The sequence below is a fragment of the Halotalea alkalilenta genome, from assembly GCF_001648175.1.
Classification (GTDB): Bacteria; Pseudomonadota; Gammaproteobacteria; order Pseudomonadales; family Halomonadaceae; genus Halotalea; species Halotalea alkalilenta_A.
The window spans coordinates 2,786,243-2,808,919 of sequence record NZ_CP015243.1 but is presented as its reverse complement, the minus strand read 5'-3'; the positions used below and the strand labels follow the sequence as shown (position 1 = coordinate 2,808,919).

The window sequence follows — 22,677 nt, the reverse complement described above, 5'->3', positions numbered from 1 at the left end:
CTCCTCAACCGGCCAGCACGACGGCGTGGTAGGGGTCGAAACCCGCGTTCAAGGGCTGGCCGACCTGCGGATGAGCGGATGCATGCGCGGCGATGACCGAGGCCATGATCCGGGTGCCTGCGGCCGCATCGAGCTGCAGATGGGTCATCGAGCCCTCGTAGGCTGCGTTGCCGACCCGAGTGGGAATCGTGCACCCGCTCGGCGTGCCATCGCTAAGGCGCAGCAGCTCCGGGCGAATGAACAGCGTCGCTTCCCCGCCCGCGCCGAGCCGGGTGGGATTGCGCCCGGTCAAGATGCCGAGCGGGGTGTCGAGTGTCGCGAGTTCGCCCTCGGTCGCAAGGATGGTGCCGGGGATGGCGTTGTTCTCACCGACGAAGGAGGCGACGAAGGAGGTTTTGGGCTGGGCATAGATGCTGCGTCCATCGCCGACCTGCTCGATGCGTCCTGCGTTCATCACCGCGACACGGTCGGACATGGTCAAGGCTTCGCCCTGGTCGTGGGTGATATAGATGAAGGTGATACCCACGCGCTGCTGGATCTCCCGAAGCTCCCGTCTCATGTGCTGGCGCAACTTGAGATCCAGCGCCGAGAGCGGCTCGTCGAGCAGCAGGACCTTGGGCTCCACCGCCAGCGCCCGGGCGATCGCTACACGCTGCTTCTGACCACCCGACAGCTCGTTGATCTTCTTGTCGGCGTGTGGCGTCAGCGCCACCTGGTCGAGCAGCCTGGCGACCTTTTCATCACGCACGCCGCGCGCCACGCCGCGCACGCGTAGGCCGTAGCCGACGTTTTCCGCCACCGACATCATCGGAAACAGCGCCAGATTCTGAAAAATGAGTGCGGTGGGGCGCTTGTTGGGGCCGATGCCGGCCATATCGATCCCGCCGATGCGAACCTTCCCCCTAGTCGGATGAGTGAAACCGGAAATCGTACGTAGCAGGGTGGTCTTGCCACAGCCGGAAGGGCCGAGGAAGCTGAAGAACTCTCCCTCCTGAATCTCGAGATCGGTTTCATCGACGGCGGTGAAGCTTCCGAACTGGATGCTGACTTTTTCCAACTCGACTGCAATAGTCATAGCGTATCCCTTTATGCAAAAGGCATATCGATAACTCGAGAATGATCAGGCGCGTCGGAAAGCGCCCCGCACGAATCAATCGCGGGGCAATCCTGTGCCGTCAAGCTACCTTGAATTTCTCTGCGTATTCATTTCTAGCCGAAATGAACCAAGCGGGGCTTGATGGATAGCGCCAGAGTTTTTCCAATGCATTCGCGGGATAGGATAGGGAGAATAGCGCCCTGTCGGTTTCGGGGACGTAGGCCTCTGCACCCTTGATGCTTGAGTTGTAGCTGGAGCCCGTGGCGATTTTTCCGGCGACTTCGGATTGGGTGATGTAGTCGAAGAAGGCGTAGATCTCTTCGATGTTTCTCGCAGCGCTGGTCAATGAGAAGCCATCGATCCACGCCAGTGCGCCTTCCTGAGGGGCAATGAATTTGACTGGTTGGTTGGACTTGGCCAGGTCCAGTGCCGGACCGTCCCAGGTCTGACCAATCACGCAGCCGTTTTCGATATAGCCGGATTTAGCGTTGTCGCTCGAATCCCAGAACTGCTTGATCTGCGATTTGTGCGCTACGGCGTAGGCCAGCAGCTCGTCGTAGATCTTGCGCATCGTCGCTTCGTCTTTGTAGCTGTCGAGCATTCGATTGGTCGGCAGTTTCCCGGTCGCATCGAGCCATAGCCCAAGCCCCAGCAAACCGGAGACCGGGCGCATCTGGACCTGTCGGTCGAAGCGCGGATCCCAGAGCAACCCGTAGCTTGCCTCTTCATAGCTGAGCTCTAGTTTGTCGCTGCGCCAGGACAGGCCTTCGGAACCCCACAGATGGGGGAGGTGATAAAGCTCTCCTTCCCAGGTCCAGAGCTCAGTCGAGGCTTCCAGCATGGAGGGCAGGAAAGCCTCCATGTTCAGGCGATTGGTATCGAAAGGCGCCAGCAGCTCGAGAAACTTAAACTCCGGTGCGCGATTGAACGAGGGCATGACCAGGTCGAAACCTTCGCCGAAGGTCGCCTGCAATTTGTTGATCAGCTCTTCATTGGACGAGAACGGTGTTCTGTTGACCCGGATGCCGGTCGCCTTGGTGAAATCCGCCATCACATCGTCGGGTAGTTCCCCCGACCAGCACATGATGTTGAGCTCGCCCGAGGAGGAAAAGGCGTTTCTCACATAGAAAGGCGCGCTCGCCAGAAGCGTGCCGGCGGCGGCCGTCTTGAGCAGGTTGCGACGGGTGAATCCCGCCGACGAGGAGGCGACGAGAGGGGTTGCCTCGCCAGGGTTTCCATCCTGCGTGTGGATGTCACATTGCAATTCGAGTTCGTCAGTACAGGCCACGATTATTCTCCTTGTTAAGTGGTGCTGCGTACCTCGTGCCATGCGTCTTGGTCTTTTGTCTTTTTTGTCTTTGCCCTCCGAAGTCGTCGCTTGGCGATGCGCGACGTCTTCACGATGCGGCTTCAATCCTCACTGGGTGGTATCGACCAGGTTCAGCTGGTCCGGTTTGTTCCATTGTGTGAAATGCAATATCATTGAGTAGAATGATCTACGACCAAATACGAAACGTCAAGCGACGAGCGCGGGTAAAATGCCGCTTTTTTCCCGTCCTCGCTGAGGAGTGAACGAGATGGTTGGAGAAACCCCTAGATTGAAGACCAAGGGGGTCGAGGCGGTGGACAAGGCACTGCGGATCCTGTCGCTTTTCGATAGCCGGACGTCGATTCTTTCCCTGCACGAGATCAGCAGTCGCAGCGGGCTGGTGAAGAGTTCGGCGCTGCGTCTTCTGGTATCGCTGCGCGATGCCGGGTTCGTCGCGATGATGCCCGACAAGCGCTACACCGTAGGTGCCGAGGCGTTTCGCATCAGCTGTGCTTATCGTCAGAACCTCGGTCTCGAGGAGCTGATCCGCCCGGCGTTGAGGCGGCTGGTATCGGCGACGGGAGAAAGCGGCTCCTTCTTCAGGCGCGAGGGGCATCGGCGTATCTGCCTGTTCCGCGAGGACACCGACCAGCTCTTGCGCGAGCACGTGGCCGAAGGCGACGCGGTGGAGGTCAGCAAGGGCGCGGCGGGCCACGTCTTCGAGGAGTTCGAGAAAGAGGACGGCGACCGGCCCGCCGACACCGACCGCCTGATGGCGCTGCCGATCGTTTCCCTGGGCGAGCGGGGGCCAGGGATCGCGGGTATTTCCGCGCCGGTGTTCGCATTGGACCAGGGGCTGATCGGCGCCCTGGCGCTGTCGGGGCCGCGTACCCGCTTCACCGAGGCGCGAATCGAGCAGATGAAGCCGTTGGTGGTGCAGAGCGCAAGGGACGTGAGCAAGGCGCTGCGCTCCCCGTTCTATGACCTGCTCGACGGCTGAGACGATCAGGATCCAACCAACGCCATGCCGCTCGATCCCTCGACAGGCGCCCTTCATTGTCAAGCCGATACTCGGCCTTGGCGCGTATGGGCGCCGCTCGGGACGAACGGGCTTGTTGGCCCGTTCGTGCCCCTCGATACGCTTCGCTCATCCATGTTTCAGATGTCGGGATGGAAGGACGAATCAAGGCGTTCTGGCTGGGCCGTTCAGTGGCCCTCTGCCCAGGCTCTCGGAGATCGCGCTCGCTGCGTCGAGCACCAACTGGGTATAGGCTTTGCGGACCTTCGGCGTCAGCCGCTCCAGTGGGCCCGATATGCCGATCGCCGCGCAGGCGGTCTGCGCAGCGTTGAACACCGGGGCGGCGACGCCGCCGACGCCCTGGTTCCATTCGCCCCGGTTGGTGCTAAAGCCCTGCTGGCGGGTGCGCGCCAGCTCGGCCTCGAGCTGTTCCATGGTCAGCAGGGTCTTGTCGGTATGGGGCTGGAACTGGATGCCGAGGGACTCGACCTCCGCATCCGACAGGGTCGAAAGCAGCGCCTTGCCGGTAGCGGTGCAGTATGCCGGCGCGCGTCCGCCGATCTGGGTGAAGGTGCCGATCGGATGCGCGCAGTTGACCTTGTCGACGTAGATCACGTCGGTGCCTTCGCGTACGGACAGATGCACGGTCTCCTGGGTCAGCCTGTTCAGCTCCACCAAGTGTGGGCGGGCGATGGGCTTGATGTCGGTACGGTTCCATACCTGGGTGCCCAGCTGCCACATCTTGAAGGTACAGGCATAGCGGAGGCTGTCTGCGTCCTGGTAGGCGAAGCCGCAGTGAATCAGCGCCTGTAGTAGACGGTGTACGTTGCTCTTGGTCAGCCCCAGCTCGTTGGCGAGCTCGGTGATACCGCGCGGCTCGTCATGATTGGCCAGCGCCTCGAGCAGGGCCAGACCTTTCAGGAAAACCTTGTCCATGAACCTTGCATCCCAGTTGTCTTGAGCATGGGCATCGAGTGTTCGTCCAGGCTATTGAGGCGCGCAGGCTATTGGGGTTCGGTGAAGTTTTCAATCCCTCGGGGAGGAAGGTGCGCGCTGAGCCCGGGCTTCGGCGCAAGGAAAGCCTCGATCTGCACCAGGCAGCTTTGCGCGCTGCAGCCTTGGGAGAAGGCGGACGCCGGCAGGTCGATGGTGAGGACGTTGGGATTGCCGTGCTTCTCCAATGACCCGTCGGCCGACCACTTGGTCGGGTCGAACCAGGCGCCGGTGGAAAGCTTGGCCACGCCGCGGCGGATTGCATCCGTCACCACTGCGCCTGCGAGGCAGCTGCCGCGATCGTTGAACACGCGCACCACGCTGGCGTCGACGATACCGCGTTCGGCGGCGTCGTCCGGATGGATCCAGATCGGTTCGCGCCCGCTGATCTTGCTGTCGAGGCTGTTGGGACTGTGGTCGAGCTGGCTGTGCAGGCGGGTCGCCGGCTGGTCGGTGATCAGATGCAGCGGGTAGCGTTCGGCCACCGGGCTACCGAGATACTCCTGGGGCGGCAGCCAGCAGGGATGGCCGGGGCAGTCGGCATAGCCATATCCGGCGATGCGCTGGCTGAATATCTCGATCCTGCCGGAGGGGGTCTCGAGCGCGTTGGCCTGCGGGTCGTCACGGAACCCGGCGAGCATGACCACAGGCTCCCCGGTCTGGGGGAACTCGATGATCCCGGTTTCCCAGAAGGTATCGAAGTCGGGCAGCTCGATGTCGTCATCGATGAGCTGCTGGCGCCAGTTTTCATAAAGGTGCCTGAGCCATTGACTGGCGCTTCGGCCCTCGCAAAAAGCGTCCGCGACTCCCAGGCGCTTGGCCAGGGCGCTGAAGATCGCGTAGTCGTCGCGCGCCTCGCCGTATACCGGCTGGGCCCGTTTCATCGCGGCGACACAGGGTTCGCGGGTGGCATGGAAGATGTCGTCCCGCTCCATCGGCGAGGTGGCCGGGAAAACGATGTCGGCGGCCTTGGCCAGCGGAGTCCAGTAGATCTCGTTGACGATGATGGTCTCCGGCTTCTGCCAGGCACGCATCAGGCGGTTGAGATCCTGGTGATGGTGAAAAGGATTGCCGCCGGCCCAGTAGATCAGCCGGATGTCTGGATAGCTGTGGTCTTCACCCCGGTAGGAGAAGGTCTCGCCAGGGTGCAGCAGCATGTCGGCGATACGCGCCACCGGAATGAAGCCGCCGACTGGGTTGTCGCCCTGGGCGAGCGTCGGCCCCTTGATCCTGCGGTGCGGGCTGCCCATCAGGTTCTCAGCGCCGTAGCAGACGCCGAAGCCGCCCCCGGGCAGGCCGATCTGGCCGACCATCGAGGCCAGTGCGATCAGCGCCCAGAACGGCTGCTCGCCGTGGTGCGCGCGCTGCAGCGACCAAGCCATGTTGATCATGCTGCGGGTGGCGTAGAGATCCCGAGCCAGCTGGCGGATCTCCTCGGCCGGCAGTCCAGTGATCGTCGCGGCCCAGTCGGCGGTCTTGGCTTCACCGTCCCGGGTACCGTCGAGATAGTCACGGAACACCTCGAAGCCGACGCAGTAGCGCTTGAGGAAATCGCGATCGTAGAGGTTCTCGGCCAGTAGCGTATGGCACATGCCGAGAATCAGCGCGGTGTCGGTGTTCGGCCTTATCGGCCACCACTCGAAATCAGCACCGGTGTCGAGGTCGCTGCGCACCGGGCTTACGTTGACGAACCGCACGCCGGCCTCCGCCATCCTGCGCAGCCCGCCCGGGACTCGGTGAGCGGAGGTTCCACCGGCGCTGATCTGGGCATTCTTCGCCGGCACCCCGCCGAAGGTCAGAAACAGCCTGGTGTGGGCCGCCATGGTCGCCCAGTCAGTGTGCTCGGACATCAGCCGGTCCATCGGCGCCACCAGATAGGGCATCAGCGCCCTCGCCGCGCCGAGGCTGTAGGAGTCCATGTGGCGCACATAGCCGCCAATCGTATTGAGGAAGCGATGGACCTGGCTCTGCGCGTGGTGGAAGCGCCCGGCGCTGGACCAGCCGTAGGAGCCACCGAAGATCGCCTCGTTACCGAAGCTCCCGCGCACCCGGTCGAGCTCGGAGGCGGCCAGATCGAGCGCTTCGTCCCATTCCACTTCGACGAAAGCGTCCTGGCCGCGAAAACCATCGTCGCGGCCGCCTCGCTTGGCCTCGAGCCAGCCCCGGCGGACCGCCGGCCTGCGGATACGTGCGCGGGACAAGGCTGGGTCCGCTGCGTAAAGACCGATGGGAGAGGGGGCCGGGTCGCGGTGGAAAGGGCGTACCGTCACCCCGTCGGTCATGGCGTTTTCCACTTCATACAGACCCCAGTGAAACGCCATGTAGCTTATGGATGACATGTATCCGCCCCTTTCTATTTGAAATCGTGTTCCACGTTATCCAGCGATGAAGTCCAAAGCAAGAGGCGTCGGAAAAACGCGATGCGCCAAAAATGTGCTAACTCAGCATTTTTTGCACAGTAATCGGGCGCCGCGTGAATCGAGGAAAAAGTAGCTTGGAAGTGCTTGACGCTTCGCTGCGCCATCTCTTAATTTGAAAACACATTTCGATATTTGGAACACGGTGGCCCGGTTCGAATGACTCGAAGCGGGCGCCGATGATGAGGAAATCCCCCGTCATGCCCAGTGACTCGACCTCTGCCGATCTCCTTCCACGCTATGGCTTGTTCATCGACGGTGAGGAACGCCCGTCACTGGATGACGCTTGGTTCAGCTCGGACAACCCCTTCGATGGCAAGCCCTGGGCAAGAATCGCGCGCGGCGGCGCGGCGGATGTCGAGCTCGCCGTGCAGGCCGCCCATCGTGCCCATAGCGAGGGCGCATGGCCTGCGATGAGCGCCACCGAGCGGGGACGGTGCCTGATGCATCTGGCTGACCTGATCGTCGAGCACGCGGCGCGAATCGCCGAGATCGAGATGCGCGACAACGGCAAGCTGGCCACCGAGGTGACCGGCCAAGTCCGCTATACCGCCGAGTACTACCGCTACTACGGCGGCCTGGCGGACAAGGTGGAGAGCTCGGTCATTCCCACCGACAAGAAAGGGGTGTTCGCCTACACCCGATACGAGTCCAAGGGAGTGGTTGCAATCATCACGCCATGGAACTCGCCGCTGTCGCTCACCACCTGGAAACTGGCCCCTGCGCTGGCCGCTGGCTGTACGGTGGTGATCAAGCCTTCCGAGTTCACCTCGGCGTCGATGATCGAGTTCGCCAAGCTGTTCGAACTGGCGGGGTTTCCCAGAGGGGTCGTCAACGTCGTCTGTGGCTTCGGTGAAGAGGTCGGTGAGCCGCTGGTGACCCATCCGCTGGTCTCGCACATCGGCTTCACCGGCGGTGACGCCGCGGGGCGGCGGATCTACGAGCTGGCGGCGAAACAGCTGAAGACCGTCACCCTCGAGCTGGGTGGCAAGTCGCCGAACATCGTCTTCGACGACGCCGACCTCGATCAGGCGGTCAAGGGGGTGGTGTCGGGCATCTTCGCGGCCTCCGGACAGACCTGCCTGGCCGGTTCGCGCCTGCTGGTGCAGCGCTCGATCCATGACCAGCTGGTCGAGCGCCTGGTGGCATTCGTCGCCGATGCGGTGCTGGGCGATCCGACCCACGAGGGCACCCAGATTGGCCCGATCGCGACACCTGGCCAGTTTCGCAAGATCCTCGACTACATCGAGATCGCCAAGGCGGAGGGCGCGGTCTGCGCGCTGGGCGGCAAGTCCCGCCCGGAGCTGGGCGCCGGGCGCTTCGTCGAACCGACCATCTTCACCCACGTGCGCAACGACATGCGTATCGCCCAGGAGGAGGTCTTCGGTCCGGTGCTGGTGGTGATGCCTTTCGAGGACGCCGACGACGCCCTGCGTATCGCCAATGACACCGCCTACGGCCTTGCGGCCGGGGTCTGGACCCGAGACCTGCATCGCACGCTGTACATGGTCGAGCGGCTGAAGGCCGGCACCGTGTGGGTCAACAACTATCGCGCCACGAGTTTCACCTCGCCTTTCGGCGGCTACAAAGGCTCCGGCGTCGGGCGCGAGTCGGGCATCCAGGCCATCCATGAGTTCGTGGAAACAAAGTGCGTATGGATCTCGAGCGACCTGCAAGTCGCCAATCCTTTCGTGCGCCGCTGAACAGGTATCCCGGGCATGTACAGAGTCACTTTCGATATCGGTGGAACCTTCACGGACTTCGTCCTGGAGCACGCCGACACCGGGGAACGGCGCTTCGCCAAAGTGCTGTCCACCCACCATCAGCCCTCCAAGGCGGTGCTGCGGGGGATCAAGACCCTGCTGGACGACGCCGGTATCGAGGCGGGCCAGGTCGAGGCCGTGCTGCATGCGACCACCGTCGCCACCAATGCGATCATCGAGCGCAAGGGCAGCCGCACCGCGCTGCTGACCACGCGGGGGTTTCGCGACGTGCTGCTGCTCGGCCGGCAGAAGCGCTACGAGACCTTCGACCTGCACCTCGACAAGCCGAAGCCTTTGATCGCGCGCCGCGACATCCATGAAGTGAGCGAGCGGGTGCTGTTCGACGGTAGCGTCGAGCAACCGCTCGACATCGCCGAGCTCGATGCATCGCTCGAAGCGCTGCAGGCGGCGGGTTATCTCTCCGTCGCCGTCTGTCTGCTGCATGCCTACGTCAATCCCGTTCACGAGCAAGCGATCGCGAGCCGGATCGCCGAGCGTGGAATGAAGATGTCGGTAACGCTCTCCTCGGTCATCTCACCACGTATCCGTGAGTACGAACGTACCAGTACCACCGTGGCGGATGCCTACATCAAGCCGATCGTGCGGCGCTACGTGGACGAGCTTGGCGCCAAGCTGCGCGATGCCGGGATCGCTGCACCACTGACGATCATCCAGTCGAATGGGGGACTGATCACCCCGCAGCTGGCGATCGACAAGCCGATCAACATCGTCGAGTCCGGGCCGGCGGCGGGTGTGCTGATGTGCGCGGCGATCGGTAAGCAGGAGAACGCCGACCATGTGCTGTCGTTCGACATGGGCGGCACCACCGCCAAGCTCGGTGCGATCGAGCGCGGCGAACCGGCGATCCTCTCCACCTTCGAGGTGGATCAGCTGCGCTACAAGCCCGGCAGCGGGCTGGCGCTGAACATCTCCGCCATCGAGCTGCTGGAGATAGGAGCCGGCGGTGGCAGCATCGCCAATCTCGACATGGGCATGCTCAAGATCGGGCCTGAAAGCGCGGGCTCCAACCCTGGGCCGATCTGCTATGGCAACGGCGGCGAGCTGCCGACGGTGACCGACGCCAACCTGACCCTGGGTTATCTCGACCCGGGCTTTTTCAACGGTGGCGCCATGGCGCTGCAGGACCAGGGGGCGGCCGAGGGCATTCGCCGGCACATCGCCGAGCCATTGGGCGTGGGCGTCGAGCAGGCGGCCTGGGGCATCCATACCCTGGCCAATGCCAACATGGAACGGGCGACCCGCATCGTATCCGTCGAGCGCGGCCGTGACCCACGCCAGTACACCATGGTCGCCTTCGGCGGCGCCGGCCCGCTGCATGCGGTGCGTCTGGCGATGGCGGTGGGCATTGCGCGGGTGATCGTACCGGTCGGCGCGGGCGTCGGTTCGGCGATCGGCCTGCTGGTAGCCGAGCCGCGCCTGGACTACTCGATGAGCAAGCCGCTGATGCTGGCCGACGGTGTCCAGCAGACGGTCGCGGCGCTGCTCGAGAACCTGCGCGCGCAGGCGGTGGACGATATCCGCAAGCTGGCGCGCGGCGACCTGGAGCATCGCTACTTCGTCAATGCCCGCTACCTCGGCCAGGGCTCCGAACTGCGGGTGGCGGTGGCGATCTCGGCCGATGGCGCGCCGGACCTGGCCGCGACCCGGCACAACTTCGCTGCGACCTACCGGCGGACCTACGGCTACGACGAGGGCGATGCGCTCGTCGAGGCCACCGACTGGCACCTGACGGTGACCCGTGACGGCAGCACGGCCGCGCGCGCCCCGGCGCAGCTTCGCACCGAGCTTAGCACTGAGCTTCGCGCTGAAAGCGCCGTGCACAGCCGCAGGGCCTACTTTCCCGAGTCCGGCGGCTACATCGACACCCCGGTGTTCAGACGCTCGGCGCTGCGTACCGGTCAGCGCGTGGAGGGGCCGGCGATCATCGAAGAGGCCGAATCCACCACCGTGCTGCCGCCTGGTAGCACGGCTGCGCTGTCGGATGCCGGCAATCTGGTCATCGACATCCTGGGAGGGGCGGGCCATGGCGCATAGCGCACTCGATCCGATCGCGCTGTCGCTGCTTTGGGGCAGCTTCGTCTCGGTCACCGACGAAATGGGCAGCACGTTACGCAAGACCGCGTTCTCGCAGGCGGTGCGCGAGGCCGATGACTTTTCCACCGGCATATTCGATCGCCAAGGCCGCCTGATCGCGCAGGGCAACTTCACCCCTGGCCACCTCGGTGCGATGCCTTACGTGGTGCGTACGGTGATCGACTACTACCCGGTGGAGACCTTCAAGCCCGGCGACGGTGTGCTGCTCAACGACTCGGCGATGGGCTCCGGCCACTTTCCGGACTTCTTTTTGGTCTCCCCGGTGTTCTTCGACGGCGAATTGATCGGTTTCGTCTGTAACATCGCGCACCAGATCGACGTCGGCGGCGCCGCCCCGGGTTCGCAGAAGGTCATCGGCGTCACCGAGGCCTATCAGGAGGGCATTCGCATCCTGCCGGTCAAAGTGATCGTCGAGGGCGAGTTCGATCAGCAGATCATGCGCCTCATCTGTGCCAACGTGCGCATGCCCGAGCATGTCCGCGGTGATCTGAGCGCGCAGCGCAATGCCAACCACGTAGGCGCCCTGCGGGTGCAGGCGATATTCGAGAAGTTCGGCGTCGAGGGCGTCGCTGCCGGCATCGAGGAGATCTTCGACCGCTCCGAGGCCAAGATGCGCGCCCTGATCCGCGAGATCCCCAATGGGGTCTACAGCTTCGAGGACTGCCTGGACAGCTACCAGATCGGCGGCGAGCTCATTCGCGTGGCGGTCGACGTGACCATCGGCGACGACGAGGTAGTGGTGGATTTCTCCCGCAGCAGCGACCAAGTGCCGGCGGCGATCAACGCCTATCAGAACTTTACCCGCGCGCACGCCATGTTCGCGGTGCGGGCTTTCACCGATCCGTTCATGCCGCAAAACGATGGCTCGATTCGCCCCGTCGCGGTCACCGGCCGCCAGGGCTCGTTCTTCAACCCGGTATTCCCGGCGCCCAGCGGCGGGCGCGCGGCGATTCAGGTGCGCATTTTCGAAGTCATCAACGGTGCGCTGGCGCCGCTGCTGAAGGACAAGGCGATGGGCGGCTTCTCGCACTGGAGCAATCCGATCATCGGCGGTATCGACGAGCGTACCGGCCACTCCTTCATCTACTACGACCTGGTGTTCGCGGGCTTCGGCGCGAGAGCCTACGCCGATGGTGTCGAAGGACTCGCCCCGGTGATCAACTGCGCCAACATCCCTGTCGAGGTTCACGAAACCTACAACCCGATCAAGATCAACCGCTTGGAGCTGATCCAGGATTCCGGCGGCGCGGGCAAGTTCCGAGGCGGCTGCGGGCTGCGCAAGGACATCGAGATCCGTACCGGCGAGGTTCAGCTTTCACTGCTGGGCGATCGCCACGCTCGCGCCCCCTACGGCCTGTTCGGCGCCGAGTCCGGCGCCCTGGCCGCCTCGATTCTCAATCCGGATGGCGAGGCGATCGCGCTGCATTCCAAGCAGACCTGCACTTTGAAGCGCGGCGACGTGCTCAGCCTGCGCCTCGCCGGTGGTGGTGGCTACGGCCCGGTGGCCGAGCGCGACCCGGCGGCGGTGCATCGTGACGTCAGCGACGGTTTCGTCAGTCCCGAAGCGGCATTGCGCCGTTACGGCGTTCGTATCGACAGTGAATGAACAGGAGCAGCAGATGAGCAACGCAGAGTGGGTTGCCCGCAAGAACGCCGCCACACCTCGTGGCGTCGGGGTCAAATGCGAGTTCTACGTGGAGCGCGCGGAAAATGCCGAGATCTGGGATATCGAGGGCAACCGCTACATCGATTTCGTCAGCGGTGTGTCGGTGAACAACGTCGGCCATCGCCATCCGAAGGTCGTCGCCGCGATCAAGGCGCAGCTTGACCAGGTGATCCACTGCGGTTTCCAGGTCACGCCCTACGCATCCTACGTCGAGCTGGCCGAGAAGTTGAACAGGCTCACCCCTGGTGATTATCCCAAGAAGACCACCTTTTTCTCCTCTGGTGCGGAGGCGGTGGAGAACGCGGTGAAGATCGCCCGCGCAAGCACCGGTCGTCGCGCGATCGTCGCCTTCTCCGGGGGCTTTCACGGCCGCACTATGATGGGTATCGCCCTGACCGGCAAGGCGCAGCCGTATCGTACCGGCTTCGGTCCGTTTCCGACCGAGGTCCATCACGTCGCCTATCCGAACGCGCTGCACGGCATCAGCACCGAGGACGCATTGGATGAGCTGCAGCGCTTGTTCAAGACCGAAGTGGATGCAAGCCAGGTGGCGGCGATCATCTTCGAGCCGGTGCAGGGAGAGGGCGGCTTCGTCCCGGCGCCGCTGGATTTCGTCCAGGGGCTGCGCGCGCTGTGCGACCAGCACGGCATCGTGCTGATCGCCGATGAGATCCAGACCGGCTTCGGCCGCACCGGCAAGCTGTTCGCGATGGAGCATTACGGTGTGGCGCCCGACCTGATGACCATGGCCAAGAGCATCGCCGGTGGGGTGCCGCTTTCCGCGGTTTGCGGCAGGGCCGAGATCATGGATGGCCCTGGGCCGGGGGGCCTCGGCGGCACCTTCGCCGGTAATCCGTTGGCGATCGCGGCCGCTCACGCGGTGCTCGAGGTGATCGAGGAGGAGGGCCTGGTCGAGCGCGCCAATCTGATCGGTAGCAGGCTCGTCACCGCGCTGGAAGCGCTGCGCGGTGTATTGCCCAACATCGCCGAAGTGCGCGGCAAGGGCAGCATGGTCGCGATCGAACTCCTTGACGATGCCGGCGAACCGGCCCCGGCCATGGCCCAGTCTATCCAGGCCGCGGCGTTGAGAAACGGCGTGCTGACGCTGGTCTGCGGCTTCTACGGCAACGTGATTCGCTTCCTCCATCCGTTGACCATGCCGCTGGATGTTTTGGATGAGGGAATAGACAAGTTTTCCGCTGCCGTTCGTGAGCACGCGAAAAGCAGCAGCGATGCCCCGGTTCGCTGACAGATTCGTGCATGGCGGCAGCTGGCCGTTATTGCTGCTGCGCGCGCTGTCGGTCGGTGCGCTGGGCGGCGTGCTGTTCGCTGCGCTGAACCTGCCCCTGGCCTGGATGCTCGGCCCGCTGCTGGCGAACCTGCTGCTGGCGATCAGCGGGGGCGACGTCGCCGTGCCGGACCGCCTGCGGGAGTACTTCCTGGGGGTGCTTGGCCTGCTGCTGGGCGGCCAGGTGACCCCTCAGCTCACCAGCCGGATGCTCGATTGGCCGGTGTCGGCGGCGGCGCTGCTGGTGGGGGTAGGCGTGTCGACCCTGGTGGGGGCGTGGTGGTACCGCCGCTGCGGCTTCGACAAGGTCAGTGCCTGGTTCTCCTCCGCGCCCGGAGCGATGACCGCGATGATCATGATGGGCGACAAGGCCGGCGGAGACCCGCCGAGGATCGCGGTGGCGCAGTCGCTGCGCGCGCTGATCATCGTTTTGGTACTGCCGCCGTTTTTCGTCCAGTACGCCAGCGCGCCGGCGGGGGTAGTGGCCACGGTCGAGGGGGTGGAGGGACTCTGGCTGCTGGCGGCACTGCCGGCGTTCATCGCACTGGGAAGATCGCTGTGCCTGCCCAACCCAGCGCTGCTTGCCTCGATGCTGATCGCGGCCGGATTGGGCGCCGCCGATGTGGCCCGGCTGCATCTGCCGTACTGGGGTGTCGAGGTGATGCTTTGGGTGCTCGGCAGTGCGATCGGCGCACGGTTTTCCGGGGTGAAACTGACCCAGCTGCTGCGTTACGCCCTCCAGACCCTGGTGGCGACGGCGCTGACGCTTTCGGTGCTGGCCAGCTTCGCCTACCTGATCCACCTGCTGCTGGGCGTTCCGCTACACATCGCGATTCTGGCCTTCGCGCCAGGAGGTATCGGCGAGATGGCGATCCTGGCGATGACGCTGAACATCGACCCGGTGTTCGTCACCTTCCACCATCTGCTGAGACTGATCTCGCTGATGCTGATTGCACCGATCTGGCTGCACTGGTTGCAGCGTAGCGGGGTTCATAAGGCGGCCAGCGTGAAGGAGAAGCTGTGAACCGATGGGGGCACTTGCGAAGGCCGCGGCTGGGTCCCGAGAGCGATTCGACATCTCGATCCCGGCATCGGACTGAGCGATAGGACGTTCGTGCCCGACCCATGGTGGTCGTTTTCCGATGGAGTTGGTTTATCAATTCGTGGCTTACCCAACAATAACTAGGAGCATTCGTCGATGATCATCCAAGGATCGCGCTTCACCATCGCAGGGCTGGCGCTGGCCTGCGCTTTCTCCGCCCAGGCCGCCGAGACCATCACCGCCGCGGCCGACGTGGGCTATCCACCCTTTGCCTCGGTCGGCGCGTCAGGCGAGTTCGAGGGCATGGACGTCGATATAGCCAAGGCCCTGAGTCGGCAGATGGGCACTGAGATCAGGATCATCGACCAGGCCTGGTCCACCACCTACGCGGGGCTGAACGCCGGCAAGTTCGACATGGTGCTGTCCGCCGCGATGATCACCGAAGAGCGGGCGCAGAGCATGCTCTTCGTCGAACCCTATGGCGATGCGACCTATCAGTTCGTGCAGCGCGCATCCGACGACAAGATCACCTCGCCGGAAAACCTGAGGGACAAGGTGGTGGCGGTCAATCGCGGCAACCTGTTCGACAGGTGGCTGACCGAGCGGCAGGACCAGTATGGATGGAGCATCAATCGCTACGACAAGAACAGCGATGCCGTCCAGGCAGTGGCCAGCGGCCAGGCGGATGCGGCGCTGGTGTATAGCGCCTCGGCCGGGGACGCGGCGAAGAAGGCGCCGATGCTGACGGTGTCCGATTTCATCATCAACAACGGCGAGGTCTACGGCTATTCGGTCCGTCGCGACGATGTCGAGCTGCGCAATGAGTTGGACGCGGCGCTCGAGTGCATCAAGCAAAGCGGAGAGCTTGCGGACATCTACCGCAAATGGACCGGGCTCGAACCTCTCGAAGGGGGCGCTGTGACGACGGTGTATCCCGGCTATGGCGCACCGGGATATCCAAACTACGACCCCAGCGAACATACCCCTGACTGCCGCTGAGCTCTCTTTTTCGGCCACAAGAGTGCCGCCATGACTACCGCGACCATCACCGACAGACCCATTCTGGAAGCCGTCGGGCTGAGTAAATCCTTCGGTCAGCTCGAGATCCTCAGCGAGATCGACCTGAGGGTGATGCCGCAGGAGCTGGTCTTTCTGATCGGTCCCTCGGGCTCGGGCAAGAGTACCTTGCTGCGCTGTTGCAACCGGCTGGAGGAGGCGACCTCGGGCGACATCCTGTTCGAGGGCGTCAACATCGGCTCGCCGAAGGTCAACGTCAATCTGCTGCGCACTAAGATCGGCATGGTGTTCCAGTCCTTCAACCTCTATCCGCACATGACGGCGCTGGAGAACGTGATGCTGGCGCTGCGCAAGGTCGCGGGGAAGGGCAAGGCGGAAGCACGTGAGATCGGCCTGGCGATGCTGGCGCGGGTCGGGCTGGCGGAGCGCTGCGAGCATTATCCCGGGCAGCTCTCCGGGGGGCAGCAGCAGCGGGTGGCGATCGCTCGTACGCTGGCCCTGGAGCCCAAGGTGGTGCTGTTCGACGAGCCGACCAGTGCGCTTGACCCCGAACTGGTGGGCGGCGTGCTCAACACCATGCGCGAGCTGCGTGAGTCGGGCATGACCATGGTGGTGGTCAGCCACGAGATGCGCTTCGCCCGCGAAGCGGCCGACCGGGTGATCTTCATGGCCGACGGCCGCATCGTCGAGCAGGACACCGCCGAGGAGATCTTCGAGCGGCCGAGGCATCCGCGCCTGCGCGAGTTTCTCTCCCAGATCAATCGCTGAGCCCATTCTCCAGGAGGCAGTCCCATGACCATCCCTATCGAGTACCAGCACGCGCGCAAGAGCGAGTGGCAAGTGCGCGTGGAACTGGCGGCGCTGTACCGGCTGGTTGCCCATTTCCGCATGACCGACCTGATCTACACCCACATCAGCGCTCGGGTGCCGGGGCCGGAGGAGCACTTCCTGATCAACCCCTATGGTTCGCTGTTCAGCGAGATCACCGCCGGCAGCCTGGTGAAGGTCGATCTGGCGGGCGAGGTGATCGAGACCGAAGGCCTTGGCAACCGCTGGATCAATCCGGCCGGCTTCACTATCCATTCGGCCCTGCACAAGGCGCGCCCCGACCTGACCTGCATCGTCCATACCCATACGGCCGCCGGGATCGCGGTATCGGCACAGAAGCAGGGGCTGCTGCCGATCAGCCAGCACGCGCTGAAGTTCTATGGTCGTCTCTCTTATCACCAATATGAGGGGATCGCCCTGGACCATTCCGAGCGCGAGCGCCTGGCCGCCGATTTGGGACCGACCAACAAGGCCATGGTCCTGATCAATCACGGGCTGCTCGTCGGCGGCAGGACCATCCCGGAAGCTTTCGACCAGATCTACTTTCTCGAACGCGCCTGCCAGGCACAGCTCGCGGCGCAGTCCGGCGGTGCCGAGCTGCATGTACCGTCCGACGCCGTCTGTTCGCACGTCGCCAAGCAGTACCGGGAAGAGGAGTACGCGCCCTGGATCGAACCCGCATGGGCCGCGGTCTTGCGTGAGATATCCGCACAGCGCGAGAGCTACGAGCGCTGAGCGAAGCGATTGTTCGTTTTCACTATTTCCATCTGATTCGAGAGAACCGACTCGTGGAAGCGTTCATCTACAACTTTTTCAATTGGGACGTAATGATCAGGTACGCGCCCGAATTGAGCGTCGGATTCGCCAAGACCCTCTGGCTTGCGCTGCTGGTCATCGTCACCGGTGTGCTCAGTGGCCTGCTGCTGGCGCTGGCACGCTGTCTCGGTTTTCGCCCGCTGAATTTCATCATCAAGCAGACGGTCGACGTCATCCGCGCGCTGCCTCCGCTGGTGCTGATGATCGTGCTGTATTTCGGCTTGCCCTACATGGGGATGCGGCTGAGCGGATTCACCGTGGCCTGGCTGTCCCTTTCACTGGTGCTGATGGCATTCGCCGAAGAGATCTTCTGGGCCAGCATCCGCGCCATTCACAAGGGGCAGTTCGAGGCGGCGCGCTCCACTGGCCTGACATTCGCTCAGACCATGAAGCACGTGGTGCTGCCGCAGGCGATGCGCATCTCCATCCCACCGCTGACCGGGCGCCTGATCGCGGTGACCAAGAATACCGCTTTGGCCTCGGCCATCGCCGTACCGGAGCTGTTGGGCACCGCCATTACCGTACAAAGCAACGCGGCCAATACCACCCCGCTGATGATGGCCGCGATCGGCTACCTGATCATGATCTATCCACTGGTGTTCGCCAGTAAGTTGCTCGAACACCGCAACCAGTGGGCCAAGTGAGGAGCGCGGACGATGGGTAGCTTCCAGCAGACTTTTTTCAATATCGACATCATCGTCGCCATCTACCCGATGCTGTTGCTGGGTCTGAAAGAGACCCTGCTGCTATCGGTGATCATCGTGCCGTTGGGCATCGGCGTCGGCCTTTTGCTGGCTTGCGCGCGGGCATTGGGAATTGGCTGGCTGAGCCTGCTGATCACCATCTACGTCGACTTCTTCCGCTCCTTCGCCTCGCTGGTGCTGCTGATCCTGATCTACTACGGACTGCCGTTCTTCGGCGTTGAGATCGGCACCCGCAGTTCGGTGATCCTGGCGCTGACGCTGAACGTATCGAGCTACTTCGCCGAAGTGTTCCGTGCAGGCATCGACAGCCTGCCCAAGGGCCAGGTCGAGGCCGGACGCTCCACCGGGCTCGGCTTCATCCAGGTCCAGCGCTACATCGTCATCCCGCAGGCGGTGCGCAACATGGCACCGGATCTGATCACCAACATCCTTGAAACCATCAAGGTGACGTCGATCGCCAGCGTGGTGACCCTGCCCGAGCTGCTGCGCATGGCCCGTATCGCCCAAGGCAATACCTACAGTCCTACGCCTTTGATCGCGGCCGCGCTGATCTATCTGATCATCCTGCTGCCGATCGTCAAATTGCTCAATCGTCTTGAACATCGTGAGAGCTGACGAGCCGGGAGGAGGGAGCATCGTTTCTCCATGTGCAGAGCTCACATCGATTGAGTAGGCTAGGCGTTCGCCCCTGATCTGCGGCTTCCTCATGACTCTTTGCCAGCAATTCGCCCATTACGCCCTGGGCCAGCATGCGCAGTCGCTGAGCGAGGCGCAGCGAAGCGCATTGCGGCGGGTGTTGATGGATTGGTTGGGCTGTGCCATCGCGGGCGCGGACGCCGAGGTCGTCGTCGCGCTGAAAGACTCCCTCGAAGTCGAAGGGCCTGCCGCGGACGGCTTCGTACTCGACAGCAGGCGGCTTGGCATACGTTCCGCGGCGATGATCAATGCGGTAGCCGCCCACGCGTTGGAGCTGGACGACATCTATAAAGAAGGACTCTTCCACCCCGGGGCCCCGGTGATCGCCGCTGCACTTGCCGTCGCCGAGTCCCGGGGGGCCAGCATCGACGAGCTGCTGGTGGCGATCCTGGTGGGCTACGAAATCTCCACGCGCATCGCCACCGTGATCAACCCGGGTCACTACCGTTTCTGGCATACCACCGGCACCGTCGGCTGCATCGGTGCGGCCGCGGCGGCCGCGATGCTGCTGAAATGCGACGAGGAGCAGTTCGCCCACGCGCTGGCGAATGCGACCACGTTCGCCAGCGGTCTGCAGCAAGCCTTCCGCAGCGCTGCGATGACCAAGCCGCTGCATGCTGGTCACGCCGCCGACACTGGCGTGTGGACTGCGCTCGCAGCCCGGCGCGGTGTGACCGGGGCGCTGGATATTCTCGAGGGCGATGCGGGGTTCGGAGCGGCGATGGGGGGATCACCCGACTGGCGGCTTGCGCTCGCCGATCTGGGGCAGGTGTGCAACACCGCCAGCATCACCTTCAAGCGGCACGCATGCTGCGGGCAAACCTTCTCGGCGGTGGATGCGGTGCTGAAGCTTCGCCCCGAATTGCTCGATGCGCTGGAGCGCATCGAACGCATCGACGTATTCACCAATCAGCAGTCCCTGGCAATGACCGCGAACGCCGCGCCGACCGACCCGCTGGCTGCACGCTTCAGCATGGCCTACGTCCTCGCGTCCGCACTCCACCATGGCGATGTCGGGATGAGCGCATTCGAGCCCGAGCGGATCAATGATCCCGCGGTACGCAGGCTGATGCCCCGGGTACAAGTGCAGGTCGATGCCGCCATCGATGCCTCGTTTCCGGCCAAACGCAGTGCACGGATCAGGATCCAGCTATCGGACGGACGCGTTCTCGAGCATTTCCAGTCGCACCGCAAGGGCGACCCGGAGGATCCGCTGAGCGATGAGGAGCTGGAGGCGAAGTTTCTCGCCAGCGCAGCATCGAACCTGCCCAGGGAGCGCGCCGTGGCGATGCTCGAGCGCCTGCGCCGGCTGGAGGATGTCGCCTGCCTCGATGTATTGCTGGAGACAGTCAGGAGAGGCTGAGGTTTCATGCATTTTTCATGATGCCAGCATGGTGGAGAATGACTGCCCATGAAGCTCGAACAGCGATGTGCGTCAGGGCAGTCTTCTATTGAGTCCAGTCCAATCGCTCCGGCGCGATCTACGGCAGGGGCTCGAAATCGAGCTCACTGAGCTTTTGCACCCTCTCTTCTCGGACCATTTGGTATTCGGTATCCGGGCCGAGCCACTTGTCCCAAATCCGATCGATTTCGCCGGCCTCTTCCATGTTCATCAGTGCCTCATTGACCCGCGCAAGGAGCGTCTCTTCGCCCTTGCGCAGGCCTGCGCCGATCGGCTCGAGCGCCAGCGGCTCCTCGACGATTCCCAGATCGACACCGCTGGCCTTGGCTTGGTTTACCAGCATCTGCGCGGTCATCGCATTGGTGACGACACCCAGCACCTTGTTCTGCTGCACCGCCAGATATGCCGAGCCTGTATCCTGGAAGGTCACGGGGTTGGCGCCAGCAAGTCGGATGGACTGTTCGGAAGTCGAGCCCTTGGTCGCACTGATGCGCTTGTTCTTGAAGAAATCCAACGAGTTGTTCGCCAGCGGAGCCTTGACGACCAGCATCTCCTTGGCAACGTAGTAGGGGTCACTGAACTGGATCTGCTCCGCCCGGGTCTTGGTATAGGCGAGGTTAGCGATGATCAGGTCCACCCGACCCATTCGCAGCTCCGGAATGCGCGCCTCTCCCGATAGCGGCTTGAGTTCGAGCCCTACGCCCAACTGCTCGGCCAATGCTTTACAGAGATCGACGTCCATGCCGACCAGTTCGCGAGTCTGTGGGTCGGGTGAAGAGAAGGGGGGAACATCGGAATAGACCCCACAGCTGAGTGACTGCCTGGCTTGGATATCCGACCATTGGTCGGCTTTTGCCGAGGAGATTGCCAGGGAGCTTAGAACTAGTGTGCTCAAGATGACTTTTAAATTCATGGGAGAGTATCCTCTGTTATAATTTGAATTGCTGGCGATTTTCCACTGCTGGTGTTGTCCGTATTCGAACTTTCGTTTGACGTCCTTGATGTCAATGAGCGCGAAGATCGCTGATGAAGCGGTTCGCACGTGGATGCTTGGGCTGATTGAAAAACTGAACGGGATCTGCTGTTTCGAGAATCTGGCCGGCGTCCATGAACCAGATTTTATCCGCCACCTCCCGTGCGAAGTTCATTTCATGTGTTACACACATCATGGTCATTCCTTCCTTGGCCAATCCCCGCATTACATTGAGTACTTCACCCACCATTTCCGGGTCGAGGGCGCTGGTGGGCTCGTCGAACAGCATCACCGGGGGCTCCATGGCGAGCGCCCGGGCAATGGCGACTCGTTGCTGTTGACCGCCTGAAAGCTGAGCGGGATAAGCGTTGGCCTTGTGTGCCATACCGACGCGTTCCAGCAGCGCCAGGGCGAGTTTTTTCGCAGCCGATGCCTTCATACCCTTTACCTTGGTTGGCGACAGGATCACATTGTCTAGCACCGACAAGTGGGGGAACAGATTGAAGCTTTGGAATACGAAGCCAATCCGGCTACGAAGACGGTTGAGATTCGCATCGGTGCCATGGACATCGTGTCCTTCATAGAGGATTTGGCCGCTCTGGATCTCCTCGAGCCTGTTGACCGTTCGAATCAGAGTGGACTTGCCAGATCCAGAGGGCCCACACACTACGATGACCTCTCCCTGGCTAATCTCGGCATTGATATTGGTGAGCGCCTGATAGGATCCGTACCATTTGTTGACATTGGAAAAGATGATCATGGTCTTCATCGGGGATACCTTGATTATTCAGTGGCTGTCGCGCCAGTTAAGGTTGCTCGACGCTGGCAATATCGACTGAGCCTTGACGTTTTTTATCTATCCTATGCTCGAACCACTGGGCCAGCTGGGTGAGGCCATAGCACAGGATGTAGTAGGTGATCGCCAGGATGAAGAACACCTGGAAGGGTTTGGTCAGCAGCTGGTTATTGACCTGGTTCGCCGCAAAGGTCATTTCCTGCACGTTGATGACATAGCCCAGGGTGGTCTCTTTGATGATGGAGATGAATTGGCTGATCAAGCTCGGCAAAGAGTTGTACAGTGCCTGAGGCAGGATGACCCACGCGGTGGTGCGAAAGTATCCAAGTCCAAGTGCTCTGGAGGCTTCGTACTGGCCACTGGGCAGTGCCTGAATACCGCCTCGCACTATTTCGCACAGATACGCGCTCTGGTAGACGACCAGCGTGCACAGCATGGTAGTGAAGCCGCTGACGTTGCGTCCGATCAACGTGGGTACCAGAAAATAGGTCCAGAAGATCACCATGATCAGGGGCACTCCGCGCAATACGTACACCCAGACCGTGGCTGGGTAGCGCAGTATCCGGAAAGGTGAAATCCGAGCCATGGTGAGCAGAAGACTGAGCGGAAATGCGATGACCAGCGCCAGAGAAGCAAGAATCAACGTGTTGACCAGGCCACCCAGCGGACCATACGGATATTGTCCCAGGAGAAAGAGTTCCCAGTTGTCCCGCAGGATATGAAATATATCAAACATGG

The 22,677-nt window shown here is 62.7% G+C and carries 19 protein-coding genes; 12 read left to right on the top strand and 7 right to left on the bottom strand.

Annotation, left to right across the window (positions count from 1 at the left end; all coding sequences use genetic code 11):
* Window positions 1-4: 4 nt before the first annotated feature.
* Window positions 5-1,075 carry an ABC transporter ATP-binding protein gene (locus A5892_RS12550; RefSeq protein ID WP_064123090.1) on the bottom strand — a complete coding sequence of 357 codons (1,071 nt, stop codon included), beginning with the start codon at window positions 1,073-1,075 and terminating at the stop codon, window positions 5-7.
* A 100-nt stretch (window positions 1,076-1,175) separates the two neighbouring features.
* On the bottom strand, window positions 1,176-2,384 hold the full coding sequence (locus A5892_RS12545; protein ID WP_190295604.1) for an extracellular solute-binding protein: 1,209 nt from the start codon (window positions 2,382-2,384) through the stop codon (window positions 1,176-1,178).
* Between the two features lie 289 nt (window positions 2,385-2,673).
* Between A5892_RS12545 and A5892_RS12540 the strand changes: the two genes are divergently transcribed.
* On the top strand, window positions 2,674-3,405 hold the full coding sequence (locus tag A5892_RS12540) for an IclR family transcriptional regulator (protein ID WP_064123089.1): 732 nt from the start codon (window positions 2,674-2,676) through the stop codon (window positions 3,403-3,405).
* Between the two features lie 183 nt (window positions 3,406-3,588).
* Here A5892_RS12540 and A5892_RS12535 read toward each other — a convergent pair whose 3' ends face one another.
* Both A5892_RS12535 and A5892_RS12530 read right to left on the bottom strand, forming a co-directional pair.
* Window positions 3,589-4,359, bottom strand: coding sequence for an IclR family transcriptional regulator (locus A5892_RS12535; protein WP_064123088.1), 771 nt, complete (start codon window positions 4,357-4,359; stop codon window positions 3,589-3,591).
* Window positions 4,360-4,427: 68 nt separating this feature from the next.
* On the bottom strand, window positions 4,428-6,755 hold the full coding sequence (locus tag A5892_RS12530) for a molybdopterin-dependent oxidoreductase (RefSeq protein ID WP_190295603.1): 2,328 nt from the start codon (window positions 6,753-6,755) through the stop codon (window positions 4,428-4,430).
* 278 nt (window positions 6,756-7,033) lie between these two features.
* Here A5892_RS12530 and A5892_RS12525 point away from each other — a divergent pair, with 278 nt between their 5' ends.
* From A5892_RS12525 to A5892_RS12475, 11 genes are all read left to right on the top strand, one after another.
* Window positions 7,034-8,536 (top strand): aldehyde dehydrogenase, encoded by a 1,503-nt coding sequence (locus tag A5892_RS12525; protein ID WP_064123087.1) that lies wholly within the window; start codon window positions 7,034-7,036, stop codon window positions 8,534-8,536.
* A 15-nt stretch (window positions 8,537-8,551) separates the two neighbouring features.
* Window positions 8,552-10,651 carry a hydantoinase/oxoprolinase family protein gene (locus A5892_RS12520; RefSeq protein WP_082890440.1) on the top strand — a complete coding sequence of 700 codons (2,100 nt, stop codon included), beginning with the start codon at window positions 8,552-8,554 and terminating at the stop codon, window positions 10,649-10,651.
* Window positions 10,641-12,317 (top strand): hydantoinase B/oxoprolinase family protein, encoded by a 1,677-nt coding sequence (locus A5892_RS12515; RefSeq protein ID WP_064123085.1) that lies wholly within the window; start codon window positions 10,641-10,643, stop codon window positions 12,315-12,317. Before A5892_RS12520 ends, A5892_RS12515 begins: the two co-directional genes overlap by 11 nt.
* A gap of 13 nt (window positions 12,318-12,330) precedes the next feature.
* A complete protein-coding gene (gene gabT / locus A5892_RS12510; RefSeq protein ID WP_064123084.1) occupies window positions 12,331-13,626 on the top strand; it encodes a 4-aminobutyrate--2-oxoglutarate transaminase in 1,296 nt (431 codons plus the stop codon).
* Window positions 13,610-14,689 (top strand): AbrB family transcriptional regulator, encoded by a 1,080-nt coding sequence (locus tag A5892_RS12505; RefSeq protein ID WP_064123083.1) that lies wholly within the window; start codon window positions 13,610-13,612, stop codon window positions 14,687-14,689. The genes gabT and A5892_RS12505 overlap by 17 nt, the downstream gene beginning before the upstream one ends.
* Window positions 14,690-14,863: 174 nt before the next feature.
* Window positions 14,864-15,706 (top strand): substrate-binding periplasmic protein, encoded by an 843-nt coding sequence (locus tag A5892_RS12500; protein ID WP_064123082.1) that lies wholly within the window; start codon window positions 14,864-14,866, stop codon window positions 15,704-15,706.
* 30 nt (window positions 15,707-15,736) lie between these two features.
* On the top strand, window positions 15,737-16,492 hold the full coding sequence (locus A5892_RS12495; protein ID WP_317627694.1) for an amino acid ABC transporter ATP-binding protein: 756 nt from the start codon (window positions 15,737-15,739) through the stop codon (window positions 16,490-16,492).
* Window positions 16,493-16,516: 24 nt separating this feature from the next.
* Window positions 16,517-17,287, top strand: a complete 771-nt coding sequence (locus A5892_RS12490; protein ID WP_064123081.1) for a class II aldolase/adducin family protein — start codon at window positions 16,517-16,519, stop codon at window positions 17,285-17,287.
* A gap of 113 nt (window positions 17,288-17,400) precedes the next feature.
* A complete protein-coding gene (locus tag A5892_RS12485) occupies window positions 17,401-18,012 on the top strand; it encodes an amino acid ABC transporter permease (RefSeq protein WP_263281380.1) in 612 nt (203 codons plus the stop codon).
* A 12-nt stretch (window positions 18,013-18,024) separates the two neighbouring features.
* A complete protein-coding gene (locus tag A5892_RS12480) occupies window positions 18,025-18,687 on the top strand; it encodes an amino acid ABC transporter permease (RefSeq protein ID WP_064123079.1) in 663 nt (220 codons plus the stop codon).
* 91 nt (window positions 18,688-18,778) lie between these two features.
* Window positions 18,779-20,131, top strand: a complete 1,353-nt coding sequence (locus A5892_RS12475) for an MmgE/PrpD family protein (protein ID WP_064123078.1) — start codon at window positions 18,779-18,781, stop codon at window positions 20,129-20,131.
* A 118-nt stretch (window positions 20,132-20,249) separates the two neighbouring features.
* Here the strand turns inward: A5892_RS12475 and A5892_RS12470 are convergent, their stop codons facing one another.
* Genes A5892_RS12470 through A5892_RS12460 form a run of 3 tightly spaced genes read right to left on the bottom strand, consistent with a single transcriptional unit; the run spans window position 20,250 to window position 22,675 of the window.
* Complete coding sequence (locus A5892_RS12470; RefSeq protein ID WP_223302655.1) at window positions 20,250-21,212, bottom strand: ABC transporter substrate-binding protein; 963 nt, start codon at window positions 21,210-21,212, stop codon at window positions 20,250-20,252.
* Window positions 21,175-21,912: an amino acid ABC transporter ATP-binding protein gene (locus A5892_RS12465; RefSeq protein WP_064123076.1), complete on the bottom strand. Its 738-nt coding sequence runs from the start codon at window positions 21,910-21,912 to the stop codon at window positions 21,175-21,177. Before A5892_RS12465 ends, A5892_RS12470 begins: the two co-directional genes overlap by 38 nt.
* Before the next feature lie 37 nt (window positions 21,913-21,949).
* Entirely contained in the window at window positions 21,950-22,675 is a 726-nt protein-coding gene (locus A5892_RS12460; protein ID WP_064123075.1) for an amino acid ABC transporter permease, read from the bottom strand.
* Window positions 22,676-22,677 lie beyond the last annotated feature (2 nt).